A 16,421-nucleotide genomic window follows, 5' to 3' on the forward strand; every position below is an offset into this window, starting at 1 on the left:
GGCCAGATGCAGACATCCACGACTTCAGCCGCTCGAAAGCAGGGGCTCGTGATAAAACGGCTTGCATCCAGCCTTTCGCCTTATCTACCGTTCTGCAACGAGTGACCCGCTTCGGCGGTCGCGTAGTGCGCAGGCATGCAGTCGTGCCTAATGGAGCGCGCGTGAAGCTTCTGCGCCTCCTTACGCTTATGCTCGGTGCGTTCGTGCTATCGATGACGCTGAGCCCGCGCGCGGAGGCGCAATCGAAGTGCTCGGGCAAATTCGTGAACCCGATCACCGACGTCTGCTGGTCTTGCCTCTTTCCGCTCTCGGTTGGCGGCCTGAAGATCTGGCCGAGCAATCGCGCCGATACGGAAAACCCGTCCCTTCCCGTCTGCGCGTGTGGCAGTCCGGTGCCGCGCATTGGTATCTCGGCTGGCTTCTGGGAGCCCGTTCGTCTTGCCGACGTCACCACCAAGCCCTGGTGCTTTGTCAATCTGGGCGGCACCAAGATCGCGCCCGGGTTCGACATCGGACAGGGCCAGCTATCCGGACCATCGCAGACCGGCGGGAACGGGCAGAACACGTCGAAGTGGCACGTCCACTGGTACGTCTATCCGCTCCTTTACTGGATGGAAATCCTGACCGACTTCCTGTGCTTCGAGCAGGCGTCGTTTGACATCGCGTACATGACCGAGGTCGATCCGCTCTGGCAGGATGACTCGCTGACCGCGCTCATCAACCCGGAAGCCGTGCTGTTCTCGACGCCGATCGCGCAGGCTGCGTGTGCCGGCGACTGCATCGCTGCAACCGCCAAGCTGCCGCTCGACGCGACCTTCTGGTGCGCCGGCTGTCAGGGTCCGATGTATCCGGTCAACGGCAACATCGCCGCCTCGATCGGTCATGTGCAGGCGTCGCGTCTCGCGCTGGCTCGCTTCGCCTTCAAGATCCACCGCGAAGGCCTCGCCTGGGGCACGATGGGCTCCAAGGGCCTGTGCAACAAGTACCCGATGCCGGTGCTGCGCAAGCAGCAATACCGCGTCCAGATGGTCAACCCGATCCCGATGGTCAGCGGCAAGATGGCCTGCTCGCCGCTCGGGGCCTCGACCATGCCACCACAGGCTGGCCGGTCCTTCCCCGTGAAGGGTGAGGACATGGGCTACCTCGTCTGGCGCAAGCGCAACTGCTGCGTGCTCTGAGGGGAGACTATCATGCGCCGCATCACCATCGTTATCGCCGCAATCGCTGGGCTCGCCGGCATCCAGGCTATCGCACAGACTGTCGATGGCCTCGATCTCGAGGCGATCAAGCGTCGCTCGGCCGCCATGCAGGGTGACGCCGATCTATTTGCCGAACATGTCCGCAACCGCGGCGATGCCTTCCGCGAGGAGGCCGTCGCCATTCAGGCCAAAAGCAGCACGAACCTCACCGCGCTCGCTAAAGCGGATCTGCCGGTGAACGGGGACGGTGCGTTCGACTTCGACGAGATCATCAAGGGGGCCAGCCAGAACGTCGCCGGCACCAAGGGCGGAGCGCCGCAGTTTATCGCCTTTGCCAGCCTGTCGATGCCGCCAGCGGCCCTTCGTCAGCTCATTGCCGACACGGCCAAGGCGGGCGGTGTGGTTGTCTTCCGGGGTTTCCCGAACAACTCGATGAAGGCCTTCAGCGCCATGCTGGGTAAGGTCGTCACCGACAAGGATCAGCTGTCCAATGTCGGGATCGATCCCCGGCTCTTTCGCGCGTTCAACGTCGAGGCGGTCCCGACCTATGTCGCCGTCTCGACCGACTTCGATCTCTGCTCTGGGCTGAATTGCACCACCTCGGTGCCGACCCACGACAAGATCACGGGCAACGTTTCGGTTCGCTATGTGCTCGATACCTTCGTCGCTGCGCACGGCCCCGGTGCTGGGGTGGCGTCCGTCGCATTGCGTAACCTCAGCAAGGGCGTCTGAGTGAAGCGCGTCGCTTTCTCTTTGCTCCTGGCCGTCCTCGCAGGCGCCACCAGCGGCGTCGTCGCACAGACGACGATCGAGGAAGCATGCAAGCAGGGCGCTGATCTCGGGAAGTCGATGCGTGCTGACGAAAGCCTGGGTCCGAACGATGCCAAGCTCGCGCAGCTGCCGGGATATGGCGGCACCGATCTGGCAGAGAAGGTCTATTTTGACGATCCCGACCGCCTGGTGGTCGATGGTGGCTCGAAAGCTGGCACCGACGAGGCGTTCGGCACCGTTACCGATCGCGCACGCACGCGTGCGACCTTCAGCAATGCCGAGATCCTCGCGGCGACTTCGCGCGGCACCGCGATCGAGAAGGACCCTGACACCTATCTGGGCGGTCAGAGCCTTGGCGGTGCCGAAGGGACCTGCACGGCGCTTCCGCCGTCGGTAGGTTCAAAGGGGTATTATGAGGCGACCTGCAACAAGCGGTCTAAGGTCACCGATACGGTCGAGGCCTGCCGAGGGAACCTCGTACCGACCGTTATCAACACTGCGCGGTGGTTCTACTACGGGGTTCTCGACAAAAACGCGGGCTACGGCTTCGCAAAAAACAGCGTCATGCAGGCGAAGGTCAATGCTGGCGTTTGCCGTTCCGAGCCCGTCTCCAAGCACATTTGCGACGCGCAGATCGAGCTTGGGGCCGGTGGGAACGACGTCGAGGGCTACCGCAAATACTGCAAGAAGAATGTCAGCTTCACGGCGCAACTATACTCCTGCAATCCCGAATTATCGGCCGCAGATATCGGCAGCCATCAGAACTATGCGACCGGTACTTTCTATCTGAAGAAGGAAGGGACCAGCAGCGTTACCGTCGCTCGAAACGAGGGCACCTGCCCCGCGCTGGCGGCCGACACGACGTGCGTCCCACAAGCGGCCGAAGTCTGCACCGAAGGCCCTGAAACCCGAATTATCGATGGTGTGCCGGTTATGCAGGCGTGCTGGGCGTGGTCGCGTTCCTTCACTTGCCAGCGCCTTACGCCGGCAAGCGACTGCAGTGCGCTCGACGACAACAAGCTCTGCAAATTCCTCCGCGACGAATGTCTTGACGATCCTCAGAGCGGCGCCTGCAAGGTGTCACAGCGCGTCTATAGCTGCCCGCTGCCAGACGATAAGGCGCCCTCCGACAAGCAGTATGTCTGTGGCGGCGACGTCTATTGCCTGAATGGCAGCTGCGAGACGATCGAGCGCGAGGCTTCAACCGAGTTCAAGGATGCGCTCGTCGCGCTCCATTCGATCGGCGACGCCGGCAAGCAGTTTGATCCAAACAACCTGACCGTTTTCTCGGGAGAACGGGACACCTGCAACAAGAAGATTTTCGGTGCGTCAAACTGCTGCTCGGGAAAAGGCATTCCCATGCTCACGCCATGGTTGTGCAGCTCTGCCGAAAAGAAGCTCGACGAGAAGGACGATAAAGGGCTCTGCCATAAGGTGGGATCCTACTGTTCTGACAAGGTGCTCGGCATCTGCGTCACATCGAAGGACGCATATTGCTGCTTCGGCAGCAAATTGAGCCGGATCCTTCAGGAACAGGGCCGCCAGCAGATCGGCAAAGCCTGGGCCAAGCCTAAGGACGAGACTTGCAAGGGATTCACGATCGAGGAGTTTCAGCGCCTCGACCTGAGCCAGATGGATTTTTCCGAAGTCTATGCGGAGTTCATGGACGCAGCAAAGCTGCCCAGCGAGGTCTCCGTGATGGCCGACATTCAAACCAAAATTCAGGGGTATTATGACCTTCACGGGAGCAAATGATGCAAGCGGTCCGGGGGGGCCATGTTCGATCGACATGTCGGTGCTCGATCTTGCCATTTTCCTCCGCATTCACCGGTCCGGCCGGGGCACCTCGGCCGGCGAGGTGGCGCAGACCATCTCGCATTGGTTTCAGTGCGACATCGATCCGCACGAGGTCGAGCAGGCTTTTCCACGCATGGCCGACAAGGGCTGGCTTGTCCGACGCGAGACCGGAATGCGCGCGACCATCAAGGGGCGGAAGCATGGCCGCAGCCACCTTCGCGGCATCGTCCGGATGCTCGATCAGGGCACCAGAATGCTCGATGTCGCCGCGATGATGTCAGTTCTCAAACTCGCAATGATTGAGCTCGACGGGGAGCATGATGATGACGACGATCAAGACTAAGCGTGCCGGGCGGCTGACCGCTACCGTTCTTATGCTGCTGGCCGCGACCGCGCCTGTTGCAACACCAGCGCTCGCCCAGGCGGTCGACCTGCAGAGCGCGTCGATGGCTGAGGCGATCGATGACGAAGATGCGCAGGCCAGTAACGCTGTGGTCGAACCCCAATATGATCGTACCACTGACGCCGCGGAGCAGCGGCAAGCAGGCGACTTCTATTGTGGCGAGCGGAAACTCGGCCAGTGGTTCTACTGCGAGCGGCCCAAGGCTAAGCCGTCCGTCCCGCAGGCCCCAGCACAGCCACAGCAGTCGTCCGCGGCGCAGCTGAAGGCGATCACCAAGCAGCTGGACGAACTGAAGGCACGCGCCATCCTCGAGCCGAGCGAAGCGAACGTCATCGCCTATGTCCGCTACCAGCGCGAGCAGCTCGATCGGGCCTCGACCTTCTCCGACACCTGGCAGCGTGCCCTCTGGCAAAACCCGGACATCGACTACACGCTGCAGCGGCCGGTCTCGACCGTTGGCAAGCGCGCATGGACCGATAACCGCGCCGCGACGCGTGACCAGGTCCTTTCGCGCCTCGGCCAGCGCTACGGCATGTTCTATTTCTTCGCGCAGTCTTGTGCTGCTTGTGAGGTCTTCTCGCCGATCCTGCGCTCGGTTGCCGATAGCCACCGCATCACCGTCATGGCTGTATCGACGGACGGCGGTCCAAGCCGCCAGTTTCCCAATTACGTCGTCGACAGCGGGCAGCGTCAGCGCATGGGCGTGCCCTTGGCCACGCCGGCGCTCGTCCTGTTCGACACTGTGACGCGCAAGACTGTCCCCGTCGGGTTCGGCGTCATGTCGGCCGACGAAGTGATGGAGCGCATCTTCATGCTGACCAACTCCAAGCCGGGAGGTGACTTCTGATGGCGCACACCCGCTCCCCTCGCCCCTCACCCCTCCGCGCCTTCCTTCGCCGGACCGCGGCGGTCGCTATGAGCCTCGGTGCTGCCAGCATGATCCCGGCTGGTATGGCCCGGGCCGACGTTGCCGGGCAGATGAATGACTTCTTCCAGGACGCAGGTGGGGCCGCCAACGTCACCGGTCCGAGCGCCTATCAGGGTCAGACGGCCGGCTATTACTCGATGGGCAACGTTTGGAGCCGCTTCCCATAGAAGAGCGTGCAGCCCTTCAATCTGCAGATGCCAAAGGTGTCGGCGGGGTGTGGCGGTATCGATCTGTTCACCGGCTCCTTCAGCTTCATCAATGGCGCCGAGATGGTCGCCATGCTGAAGGCGACTGCCAACAACGCGTTGGGCTTTGCCTTCCAACTCGCGATCGACAGCGTCTCGCCCGAGATCGGGAAGGTCATGGATAGCATGGCCAACAAAGCGCAGCAGATGAACCAGATGAACATATCGTCGTGTGAAGCGGCGCAAGGTCTGGTCGGATCGGTCTGGCCGAAAATGGCGGGCGCACGCTCGACGGTCTGCGCAGCGGTCGGCAATTCGCAGGGCAAGTTTTCCGACTGGGCGCGGTCGCGGCAAGGCTGCGGAGCCGGCGGGGAGCAGGACGCCACTCTAGAGGGAAACACCGATCCTACGATGGCCGACAAGATCCCGGGCGCCCCGCGTAATTACACCTGGGATGCGATCAAGAAGTCGAACAAATTCGGCAGCGACAAGGAGTTCTCCGAGTTTCTGATGACGTTGGTCGGCACGATCGTCATCAACCCGAAGGCGGCGGAAGGAAAGATCGTCGGCTTTGTCGGTCCTGCCGAGGATGCCGTCGTAACCGCTCTCCTCGATGGTCCCGGCACCGGAACGCCGGTCAAGATCCTGCACTGCGACGACGACGAGAAGTGTCTGAATATGACCGAGCAGACACTCCGTCCGGGGCCTGGTCTGCGCTCCAAGATCAAGACGATGATCGACTCGATCAACTCCAAGATCCGTACCGATGCGGCACTGGATGGCCAGGAGCAGCAGCTCCTCAACATGACGACGCTGCCGCTTTACAAAATGCTCGCGGTTCAGGCGATGGCGCACCAGAGCTTCTCGCCCGGTGAGACCAACGCGCTTGCCGAGATCGTATCGGTCAACCTTCTGTCCGCGATGATCGAGAACATGCTCGACCGGATCAGCCAGTCGACCGTGCAGGTGCAGCCCGCCGATGCCGAGATGGGCAAAATGTGGCGCGACCAGCTGAGCGAGGCGCGCAACCGCTATGCGCAGCGCAACGTAGAGCTGAAGGCGGTGCTCAACCAGACGCTCGCGCTCATCAACCAGTCGGTGATGGTGGAGTCGACCCTGCAAAACAGCATGTCGCCGGCGATGGCAGCCTCGCTCAATTTCTCGCGCGGGCTGAGCGCGCAGGGCCTCAACTAAGGACGATTGGCGATGCTCGAGGTCTTCACGATTGGCGGTGGCGAATACATCGTCAACACGTTCAACGCGGTAGCAGCATGGACTGGAGGCGGGGGTTACCGCTCGCTTCTACGCGTGGTGATGGTCCTCGGCTTGATTTACGCCTTGCTCGCTGTCGCCTTCACGATGAACGTGCGTGCATGGCTGAACTGGTTTCTCGGCTCGTCGCTTATCTACACGTGCCTGATGGTGCCAACCGTCACTGTGAAGGTTACCGACCGCGTAAACCCGTCGCTTGCCCCTGCCGTCGTGGCAAACGTGCCCCTTGGCCTTGGTGTCATCGCCAGCTTTACCAGCCAGGTCGGTGACTGGCTGACGCGCACCGCGGAAACGGTGTTCACGATGCCAAGCCAGCTTAGCTACTCGACGAACGGCATGGTCTATGGCGCGCGGCTGCTTGATGCGACACGCAACTTCCAGATCCGTGATGCCGAGTTTGCGACCAACCTGTCGGCGCACTTCAAGAACTGCGTCTTTGGCGACATCATGCTCGGCCAGAAGTCGATGACGGACCTCGCCTCGGCCAAGGATCTCTGGGCTGCTATGGGACCTGGGTCGGCTGCGCGCTCGCAACCTTGGGTCGAGCGTTCGGGTGCCGCAACCACCAGCAGCATTATTCCATGCCGGCAGGCCTACGGCATGCTCGATGGCCTTTGGCATACCATGATCGAGGCGCACACGTCGCTTTGGGCCAAGGAAACCTACCCCAAGCTGTCCACCTCAGTCGCCTCTGCCAAGCTCCGCAGCGATGTGCCGATCGTCAATCAGGCCTTTACGGCGTCCAGCGCGAACTACGAGACGATCTTGCGCCAAAACACTGCCATCAATGCCTTCATGCAGGCGCGTGACGGCATGGCAGGTGGTCCGGGCGCAGCGTCGATCGATACGTTCGCGACGACGCGGGCAGACATCCAGGCGCGCAATACGTACAATTCGATCGCGCAGCAGGCGATGAGCTGGGTTCCGATCCTCAATATCGTCCTTACCGTCGTCTTTTATGCGATGTTCCCTGTCATCTTCCCGCTGTTCCTGATGCCGCAAACCGGCGTCGGCGCCCTCAAAGGGTATCTGACCGGGTTCTTCTACCTCGCTGCGTGGGGACCGCTGTACGTGATCCTCCACATGATCTGCACGACGCGGGCGACCAGCGCCGCGCAGGGCGTCGCGGAAGGCGGGATGTCACTGGGAACCTACGCCGGAGTCGGCGCGGTCAACGCCGAGACTGCGACGATCGCAGGCTTTATGCTGATGTCCGTTCCGTTCCTCGCGGCCGGGCTCGCCAAGGGTGCCATGAGCATTTCCGGCCAGGCAACGTCGGTCCTCAGTCCAGCGCAGAACGCGGCCGAGGCTGCGGCAGCCGAGCAGACGACCGGGAATTACAGCTACGGCAATACCAGCTTTGCCAACTCGACGTCGAACATGCGGCAGAGCAATCAGTGGTCGGACGCACCGACATTCTCGTCCGGGGGCATGGCATCAAGCTTCCGGCACGACAACGGCGCAACGACCAACTCGTTTGGCGATGGCCAGAACGTCTATGACACCAGCAAGGCGATCTCGAACTTGCCCTTCAACGCTTCAACGATCCAGTCCGCAATGGCGACCGAGAGCCGGCAGGCCTCAACCGCGGCACGCATCGCTGATGGGTTTGAGCAAGCTAGTCGTAACGAAACTCAGCACATGGAAGCTTTACGGAACGGGCATACGTGGTCGAATACCAACTCGACTGCCTTCGGTGCCAGTTCCGGGTCTCGGGGGGGTAGTTCGGTCGAAGATTCGGATCGGCGCACTGTCCAACAACGAGGCGGGATCGAACTACGCGAGCAAAGCGGAAGCGGCACGTCTGAGCAGTTCTCGGCAGGTAAAACATCGGCCGATGCCGGTCAGAAGGTTATCGGTGGTAGCGTCGGTGTCAGCGCGAACGCCAATGCTGGTGTTGGTGCAGGTAAAACGGGTGCCGGCGTTGGCGGAAGGATCGACGGTAGCCTCGGCTATAACCGGACATGGACCAACACCGACACGACTGGTCAGCAAGACACGTCGCAGCGCAGTCATGACAAGTCGGCCGCTGTTACTGGCGGTCTGAGCGCGGATCATTCCGTCGGCAGCGGAACCACTACTCAGAACGGGACTTTCTATCAGGAGGATATGTCGCGACGCTCCGAGCAAAGCGAATCCCGCACGCGCGCGATCGAGGAGTCTCAAAGCAAAATTCAGTCTTACAACGAGCAGGCCCGGCATTACCGAGAGCTTTCACGGTCGTTGGAACAGCACGCCAGCTACGCCGAAAACAGCGGCTTCAACCTGTCGCAGGATCTCCGACAGGATTTGGCTCGGTGGTATGACAAGGAAAATGCCAACACGCCCGGCGGGAACATGCTCCCAGGTCTTTGGGAAACCAATCTCGATGGTACGCGAGAGAATGCTCGCAACATGGCTATCGGTCGCTGGGCATCGCAGCGTTCCGATGTCATCGAACGCGACATTCAAGCAGCGCTAAGCGACCCTGCCTTGGCCAACATGAAGTTGCCCGCCGTCGCTTCGGAAGCCTCTGTAGAGGCGCTCTACTCGGGTGGTTCGGGGGTTGGCAAAGCACACGCTGTTTCGGCCGGTCGTCCAGACACATCCGGGGAACAGGCGCTGATCGCAGCAGGTGCCAGAGAGGTGCAGGCCGACCAGCGCAGACTGAGAGGCGTTGCCGAAGCAGACTTTGCACAAGCCCCCAAGGGAGCACCAAAGCCGTGAGGGGCTACAGCAGCAGTCCGAACCAACCGGCTGCGATGAACCCACCAACTACCGCTACGACTGCTCCTTGGAGGAGAAAGACGGTCTTGGGCTTGATCGAGGTTCCGTTTCGGAAATCCTGTTGCTCGTCGTCGAACTCTCGCAAACTCGCGGCAAAAGGGTTCGCCTGCCACCAGCCCGCGCCAACGCCCGGGTTAGTATCATTGTCGTACAAGATCGGCTGCAGGGGATCTATTTTCATGGCGCACCTCGCCCTGAAAGCTAGTGCGAAATGACACAGGTAGCAATGCACTACAGGAGACACTTTGTGTCGACTCAGCACCGCCCGCCATCGCTTGGTGACCTTCCCGGAACCCTTATTTTCGATTTCTCCTGGCTACTGGTTATGGCCATTGGGCTCATGCCCATCGCCGAGGCCTCGCTATCTCGTTCGCCTTCAGTCTCTATGCCGACGACGATCGCATTCTTTGTTGCGGTCGGAAGCGCGGTCCTCCTCCGCCGGCGCTATTCGTGGATGGGCCTGGTCCTCCACATCTTCGGTCAAATTGCCATCTGGCGTTCGCTGTTCGTTATGTCGCTTGCGATCGTGCTGATCGCGATCCCGCTCGAATGATCCCTTTGTGCCTCATCATCGGTGATAGCACCGCCCTGGGGACAGCAAACGCGCTTGCTGCGCAGGGAATACGCTGTGCCGTCCACGCGCGTGTCGGTGCGCCGTCAGGTGATTCCGTCAAAACATTCCGGTCGCCCGTAGGTGGGGACCGGCTAGAGGATGTTCGGAATCGTACGCTAAGCTCCCCGACCGTCCCGATTGGGATCGTGAACTGAGAATTTATCCAGTGTCTCGATATCCCGTTTGATTGGCATTTTAGGACGTAGTGGGGGGTGGTTGTCCGGCAATGCCGATCGCACTGCGATAGGGCAGCTCTGAGCGATCTTGCAGATTGACGGTGCCACGGGTACGCGCTTCTCGTCTAGCTGGATGAATATCTCGCTGGGCAGTGATCGCGCTGGTGTCCCGAGAGGGACTTAATAGGGAACACGGTGTGGGAGATACTCTCCCGAAGCCGAGGCTGTCCCTGCAACTGTAAGCGGCGAGCGAGACGTACATCGCGTCCTCTTTTGGAGGGTGCAGCCACTGGACCAACGCCGTAACGGCCGAGATCCGGGAAGGCCGTAAGTCGAGCGACGACCCGTGAGCCAGGAGACCTGCCAGCGTCTGGTCGCTCTTGCTTTGGTCCAGGGGATGGTCGGGGCACGGTTCTTCCGTCTGAGCGACGAACGAGCGGCGGGGGTCGCATCGGTTCGTGTCGCGGGCGCTTGCGTCCGCCTGCCGACGCGCGCCGACCGTTCACAGCGGACGCCCCCGTCCGAAGTCGCTTGGCGCACGGGGGACGGACATGAAGAATATGAGATTACGAGCAAAATGGCTCGAATGCGTGGCTATCGCCTCGGTATGTAGCACCACACCCGCATGGGCTCAGGTGCAAGACACCGAGGCTGTGCCGTCACAGGCACCGAACGATATCGTCGTGTTCGGCCGCGGCGAAGCAAAGATTGGTGTTGCGCATGCAGCGAGTGAGGGCACCGTCGCCGGTGCCGACTTGCTGGTTCGCCCGCTGCTACGTGTCGCCGAACTGCTGGAGGCAATCCCCGGCATGGTCGCTGCGCAGCACTCGGGGAGTGGCAAGGCTAATCAGTACTTCCTGCGTGGCTTCAATCTAGATCACGGTTCGGACTTCACGACCTATATCGACGGGGTGCAAATGAACCTGCGCACCCACGGTCATGGCCAGGGCTATCTCGATCTCAACGGACTGATCCCGGAGATCGTCGCACGCGAGGATTTTCGCAAAGGGCCATACCGTGCCGATGGCGGCGACTTCGCGCTGGCGGGGGCCGCCTACATGACCACGATCGACAGCTTTGCTCGGCCGTGGCTTTCGGTCGAGGGCGGCTCTTATGGCTATGGTCGGATCGCAGCGGGCGGGACGATTGATGGGATTGGCGCGGGGAAGCTGACGCTCGTCGCGCAGACCAAGGTCTATGACGGACCATGGGAGGAGCCCGAGCATCTGCGACACGCATCTGGCTTCGCGAAATATACCGCTCCAGCTGGTGCGGGCCAGATCGAAGCCTCGCTCAACGCCTACCGCGCGACTTGGCGTCCGACCGAACAGATTCCCGAGCGCATCATCGGTACCGCGCTCTGCAAGGACGTGTTCTGTTCACCCGATCCGACGGCACGCGGCGAAACGACACGGCTCGTCGGCAACGTCGCGGTGCGCCAGCCCGACTGGCACGCCAATGTGTATGGTCAGTTCTACGACTGGTCGATGTATTCGAACCCGACCTACACCGATCCGGACGGGACCAGCGCGCAGATCCGCCAGTTCGACAAACGCTGGATCGTCGGTGCGAGGGGCGAAAAGCGTTGGACGCTCGCGCCGACCCTTGCCGTCTCGCTCGGTACCGAAGAGCGCTACGACCATATCGGCAGCGTCGGTGTGTATCGCACCAGCGCGCGATCGTTCCTGTCGTCGCTCGGCCGCTACCATGTCGAGGAAGCGTCGGCAGCACTGTATGGCGAAGCGACGTGGACGCCCGTTACGGGTCTCCGCCTGATTGGCGGGGTTCGTGGGGACTATTATCACTACGTCGTTCGCGCGCGGGATCAGGCGGCCGTGTTGGCTGGCGAAGGCAGCGGCGACGACACGATCCTGTCGCCCAAGGCATCGATCGCGTACTCGCCGACCGACCGGCTGGAGTTCTACGGCAACTGGGGACGTGGATTCCACTCCAACGACGTCCGCGGCTCGGTAAACGTCGAAACGCCTGTGCCAGTGCTGGTGCGCGGCAACGGCCGTGAAGTCGGCGCCCGGTGGCAGTTACCCGGCATTACGCTGACCGCGACCTATTGGTGGCTCGACGTCGACAGCGAACTGCGCTTCGTCGGAGATTCTAACGCGGTCGAACCGACCGGTGCCAGCGAGCGTCGTGGCTATGAACTTGTGGCGTTCTGGCGGCCCAGGCCGTGGCTTGCGATCGACGGCAACTATACGGCAAGCCGATCGCGCTACGACAATGGCGACCGCATTCCAAACGCCTTCGAGAACGCCGCATCCGCCGGGATCGCGCTGGTGCTCGATCCGTGGGAGGCAAGCGTTCGCGTTCGTCACCTCGGGCCTTATCCGCTGATCGAAGACAACAGCGTCCGAGATACAGGAAGCACGGTCGTCAACGTCCGCGCGGCCCGCAAGATCGGGCGGTTCGAGGTGTACGGCGAGGTGCTCAACATCCTCGACAGCCGCGACAAGGACATCGCTTATTTCTACGAGTCCTACATTCCTTCGTTCGACGCCTCAGGGCCAACGGATGGCCGGTTGAGTCGTGTGGTCGAACCACGAACCTTGCGTCTGGGTACCAGGGTCAATTTCTGACCTGGCCGAGGGCATCGCCAGCCTGGGACCCGTTCCGCGCTGGCGATCCAACACCGCCGTGATCAGCCGAGTATCTCTCGCCGCACAATTTCCGCGCCGGCACTCAGCGCCTGGAGCTTGCCCCGAGCGACGTCGCGCGACAGCGGCGCCATCCCGCAGTTGGTGGCGGGCAAGAGCTTGTCGGCATCGACGAAGCGCAGCGCATTGCGCAGTGTTTCGGCAACCTGCTCCGGCGTCTCGATCGTGTCGGTCGCGACGTCTATCGCGCCGACCATCACCTTCTTGCCGCGGACCAGCTCGATCAGGTCCATCGGCACGCGCGAGTTCTGGCATTCGAGCGAGATGATATCGATCTTCGACCTTTGCAGGTTGGGGAAGGTTTCCTCGTACTGGCGCCATTCGGAGCCGAGCGTCTTCTTCCAGTCGGTGTTAGCCTTGATGCCATAGCCATAGCAGATGTGGACGGCGGTCTCAGCCGTCATCCCTTCGGCCGCGCGCTCCAGGGCAGCGATGCCCCAGTCGTTCGCCTCGTTGAAAAACACGTTGAAGGCGGGTTCGTCGAACTGGATGATGTCGACGCCGACCGCTTGCAGCTCGCGGGCTTCCTCGTTGAGGATGCGGGCAAACTCCCATGCCAGTTTCTCGCGACTCCGGTAATGCGCGTCGTAGAGGGTGTCGATCATCGTCATCGGCCCCGGCAGCGTCCACTTGATCAGCTGATCGGTCTGCGCGCGCAGGAAACGGGCGTCGTCGACGAAGACCGATTTCGGGCGCGATACGGCGCCGACGACCGTCGGCACGCTGGCGTCGTAGCGGTTGCGGATGCGCACCGTCTCGCGCTTCTCGAAATCGACACCGTCGAGATGCTCGATGAAGGTCGTGACGAAGTGCTGGCGGGTCTGCTCGCCGTCACCGAGGATGTCGATACCCGCCTGCCGTTGGTCCTCGACCGCGAGGCGGAGCGCGTCCTGCTTGCCAGCGACCAGCTCGTCGCCCTCCAGCTTCCAGGGCGACCACAAGGTCTCGGGCTGGGCGAGCCAGGAAGGCTTGGGCAGGCTACCCGCGGTCGTCGTCGGCAACAATGTCGTCATGATGCAAATACCTTCGTGTCGTGGGGATCAGAGGCCGCAGGTCGCGGACCAGCGCCGAAGCGCGGCACTGTGCGGCTTGATGAAATGCTCTTCGGCGAATTTGCCCTGCTCGACAGCGAGGCAACCACGTTCCTCGCGATCGTAGACGATGCGAGTCAGGGAATAGTCCTGATACTTCAGGCTCGGCTGATAATGCTCCGCCGCGACCGAGTTCGCATTGTAGATTTCAGGACGATAGATTTTCTGGAACGTCTCCATCGTTGCGATGGTGCTGGCAAGTTCGAGGTTGGTGTAGTCGCTGACCAGATCGCCGGTGTGATAGAAGGCGAACGGCGCGACGCTGTGTGGCGGCATGAAGTAGCGCACCTTCATACCCATCTTGGCGAAATACTGATCGGTTGAGGAAAACTTGTCGTTCCGGTACTCGACGCCGAGGATCGGATGCACGTTGGCGGTCCGGTGATACACCTCCTTGCTCGACACGCTGAGGCAGATAACCGGCGGCTTGCGGAAATTGTCACGGTAGGCGCTCGAGCCAAGGAAGTGCTTGAACAAGTTGCCGTGCAGATCGCCGAACCCCTCTGGCGCACCGCCACCCCCAGCCTTCAGGTGGTCAGGCAGGACGACGCTGAAATCGTAGTCACGTACATAGGACGAGAAGTTGTTGCCGATCATGCCGTCGGACCGCTCTCCGCTGATCCGGTCGGTCACGGTCGTGTGCAGGATCTCGATCAGCGGGAAGGCTTCGTCGTCGGCACCATCCCCGAGCGTGAGCGCGGCCGAGACGATCTTCAGCTCCAGCGTGTAGCGATCACCCCTGGGATTATCCCAGTGCATCAGCGCGTTGAACCGATGGTCGATCATCACCAGCGTGTTGCGCAGATTCTCCTGTCGGCTGTCTCCGCGCGCGAGATTGGCAAAATTGGTGGTGATGCGCGTGTTGTCGGCCGGACGATAATCCTCGTCGAACGGGATACTGCTGATCGAGAATGTGAACCCGCTATTCGTCATGACTCACCCTGGCTATGCGGGCGGGAGGTCAGGCGAAAGCGCGCAAGGCGTGAACAGGCCCGGATGGCGGCAAGCCACGGACCGTCGCATCAAGCGCGATCCACCGGAGGAACCCCCGTCCGAGGAACGTTATGGCGTCGAAGGCAGGTATCCTGGCTTACGGGTCAACGCAGTGGCTCCGGCCTTCCCAGGCTCCTTGCGAGAACCCAGTGACACGAAATGGAGCCGCCACTCGCCGCTTACAGTTGCGGGGGCAGCGCCGGAATCTGACCCGAAGGACACCACCGGCTTCCCGTCTTAGCCCCATCGCCATGCCTGGAATGGGGAACCTCGACGTGGCCGTTCGACACGAGCGAGCGATCATTGTCAACAGACATATAAAGATATCTTTATATGTTAATGAGGCGGCATGAGTGGAAGCACGGCGGACGGTGGTACGGCTACGCCCACCATGCCGTTCTTAGTCCGCGAAGCCACTTGGCCTTGACGTAAAGGGCCGTTTCCTGCGACCTCAGTGAGGTCAAGGTTCCTTCGCCGATTGGCCGAAGGCTAAGACGGGAAATCGGTTCGATTCCGATGCTGCCCCCGCAACTGTAAGCGGCGAGTAGAAACCCTCGTGTGCCACTGGCGCTTCAGCGCTGGGAAGGCCGGGATTTCGACGATGACCCGCGAGCCAGGAGACCTGCCTTCGACGCCATAACGACCACCGGCGGGGTGCCCGGTCTGGCCGCTGCGTGCTGTAGGAAGAGGTGTACCTCTCCCGTTGGTCGCTGGCGTCTGGATGCCCTCGCGAATGATTGAGGACCAGGATGCCACAGGAACACCACAGCACCCCTATTCAGCTGATCGACATGGTCTTCCCCGGTGACGCCAATCACCACGGCACGCTGTTCGGTGGTGTGGCTCTGGCGCATATGGACAAGGTCGCCTTCCTGGCGGCCTCACGCCACGGTCGCGCGGCCTTCGTCACCGCCTCTTCGGAAAAGATCGATTTCGCGGCGCCTGCCCGGATCGGCGATATGGTCGAGGTGACAGGTCGCGTCGTGCGGGTTGGACGTAAGTCGCTCGACGTCGAGGTCGAACTGATCGCGGAGGCACCGGTATCGGGCGAACGACGGCTGTGTACGCGAGGCCGTTTCACGCTCGTCGCAGTCGGAAGCGAAGACCCTCTGCCACCGATGGGTGAGATGGTTCCGCATGATGCGGTGCAGCCGTTGCGAATGGTCGAAATGATTTTCCCGAATCAGACCAACCATTACGGCACCCTCTATGGTGGTGATGCACTTCGCATGATGGGCAAGGCGGCATTCATTGCCTCAACCCGCCAAGCCCGGGCGGTAATGGTTATGGCAGCATCTGACCGGATCGACTTCCGTTCCCCTATCCAGAAGGGGGAGATGGTCGAGCTAACCGCCGAAGTACGGATGACCGGGCGCAGTTCCGTGCGCATCAGTGTTGATCTTAGCGCCGAGGATTTAATATCCGGGGAACGACGACATGCGGCCACGGCTCTATTCACGATGGTTTCGGTTGATGAAAATGGTCGAGCGAAGCCGTTCGGTTGTATGGGATAGTACCGGGCCTTCAGCCCCCAAACCTTCCCAAAAGGGGGTCGGTA

12 protein-coding genes, 1 pseudogene and 3 riboswitches are annotated in these 16,421 nt (G+C 61.5%); of the genes and pseudogenes, 10 read left to right on the plus strand and 3 right to left on the minus strand.

What is annotated here, in order from left to right; genetic code table 11:
- Nucleotides 1-188 precede the first annotated feature (188 nt).
- From traU to ASE89_RS12690, 7 genes and pseudogenes are all read left to right on the plus strand, one after another.
- Nucleotides 189-1,178, plus strand: coding sequence for a conjugal transfer pilus assembly protein TraU (gene traU / locus ASE89_RS12660; protein ID WP_056678266.1), 990 nt, complete (start codon nucleotides 189-191; stop codon nucleotides 1,176-1,178).
- A gap of 12 nt (nucleotides 1,179-1,190) precedes the next feature.
- A complete protein-coding gene (gene trbC / locus ASE89_RS12665) occupies nucleotides 1,191-1,931 on the plus strand; it encodes a type-F conjugative transfer system pilin assembly protein TrbC (protein WP_056678269.1) in 741 nt (246 codons plus the stop codon).
- Nucleotides 1,932-3,725, plus strand: coding sequence for a conjugal transfer protein TraN (locus ASE89_RS12670; RefSeq protein ID WP_056678272.1), 1,794 nt, complete (start codon nucleotides 1,932-1,934; stop codon nucleotides 3,723-3,725).
- Between the two features lie 34 nt (nucleotides 3,726-3,759).
- Entirely contained in the window at nucleotides 3,760-4,110 is a 351-nt protein-coding gene (locus ASE89_RS12675; RefSeq protein ID WP_056678275.1) for a hypothetical protein, read from the plus strand.
- A complete protein-coding gene (locus ASE89_RS12680; protein WP_443024346.1) occupies nucleotides 4,091-5,017 on the plus strand; it encodes a conjugal transfer protein TraF in 927 nt (308 codons plus the stop codon). Before ASE89_RS12675 ends, ASE89_RS12680 begins: the two co-directional genes overlap by 20 nt.
- Before the next feature lie 68 nt (nucleotides 5,018-5,085).
- Nucleotides 5,086-6,477, plus strand: a pseudogene (locus ASE89_RS12685) (conjugal transfer protein TraH).
- Between the two features lie 12 nt (nucleotides 6,478-6,489).
- Nucleotides 6,490-9,261, plus strand: coding sequence for a conjugal transfer protein TraG N-terminal domain-containing protein (locus ASE89_RS12690; protein WP_056678277.1), 2,772 nt, complete (start codon nucleotides 6,490-6,492; stop codon nucleotides 9,259-9,261).
- A gap of 4 nt (nucleotides 9,262-9,265) precedes the next feature.
- Here the strand turns inward: ASE89_RS12690 and ASE89_RS12695 are convergent, their stop codons facing one another.
- A complete protein-coding gene (locus tag ASE89_RS12695; protein ID WP_056678279.1) occupies nucleotides 9,266-9,502 on the minus strand; it encodes a hypothetical protein in 237 nt (78 codons plus the stop codon).
- A 66-nt stretch (nucleotides 9,503-9,568) separates the two neighbouring features.
- Between ASE89_RS12695 and ASE89_RS12700 the strand changes: the two genes are divergently transcribed.
- Nucleotides 9,569-9,874: a hypothetical protein gene (locus ASE89_RS12700; RefSeq protein ID WP_236701763.1), complete on the plus strand. Its 306-nt coding sequence runs from the start codon at nucleotides 9,569-9,571 to the stop codon at nucleotides 9,872-9,874.
- Nucleotides 9,875-10,255: 381 nt separating this feature from the next.
- A riboswitch (cobalamin riboswitch) is annotated at nucleotides 10,256-10,492 on the plus strand.
- A gap of 169 nt (nucleotides 10,493-10,661) precedes the next feature.
- Entirely contained in the window at nucleotides 10,662-12,701 is a 2,040-nt protein-coding gene (locus tag ASE89_RS12705) for a TonB-dependent receptor (protein WP_082451480.1), read from the plus strand.
- 62 nt (nucleotides 12,702-12,763) lie between these two features.
- On the opposite strand, the gene ASE89_RS12710 is transcribed toward ASE89_RS12705, so the two are convergent.
- Nucleotides 12,764-13,792 carry a methionine synthase gene (locus ASE89_RS12710; RefSeq protein WP_056678283.1) on the minus strand — a complete coding sequence of 343 codons (1,029 nt, stop codon included), beginning with the start codon at nucleotides 13,790-13,792 and terminating at the stop codon, nucleotides 12,764-12,766.
- Between the two features lie 27 nt (nucleotides 13,793-13,819).
- Nucleotides 13,820-14,803: a DUF1852 domain-containing protein gene (locus ASE89_RS12715; protein WP_056678286.1), complete on the minus strand. Its 984-nt coding sequence runs from the start codon at nucleotides 14,801-14,803 to the stop codon at nucleotides 13,820-13,822.
- 125 nt (nucleotides 14,804-14,928) lie between these two features.
- Nucleotides 14,929-15,150: riboswitch (cobalamin riboswitch) on the minus strand.
- 159 nt (nucleotides 15,151-15,309) lie between these two features.
- Nucleotides 15,310-15,508, plus strand: a riboswitch (cobalamin riboswitch).
- Nucleotides 15,509-15,612: 104 nt separating this feature from the next.
- On the opposite strand from ASE89_RS12715, the gene ASE89_RS12720 reads away from it, so the two are divergent.
- On the plus strand, nucleotides 15,613-16,377 hold the full coding sequence (locus ASE89_RS12720; protein WP_056678287.1) for an acyl-CoA thioesterase: 765 nt from the start codon (nucleotides 15,613-15,615) through the stop codon (nucleotides 16,375-16,377).
- Nucleotides 16,378-16,421: the final 44 nt, after the last annotated feature.

Source organism: Sphingomonas sp. Leaf30, assembly GCF_001422525.1.
GTDB classification, from domain to species: Bacteria; Pseudomonadota; Alphaproteobacteria; order Sphingomonadales; family Sphingomonadaceae; genus Sphingomonas; species Sphingomonas aerolata.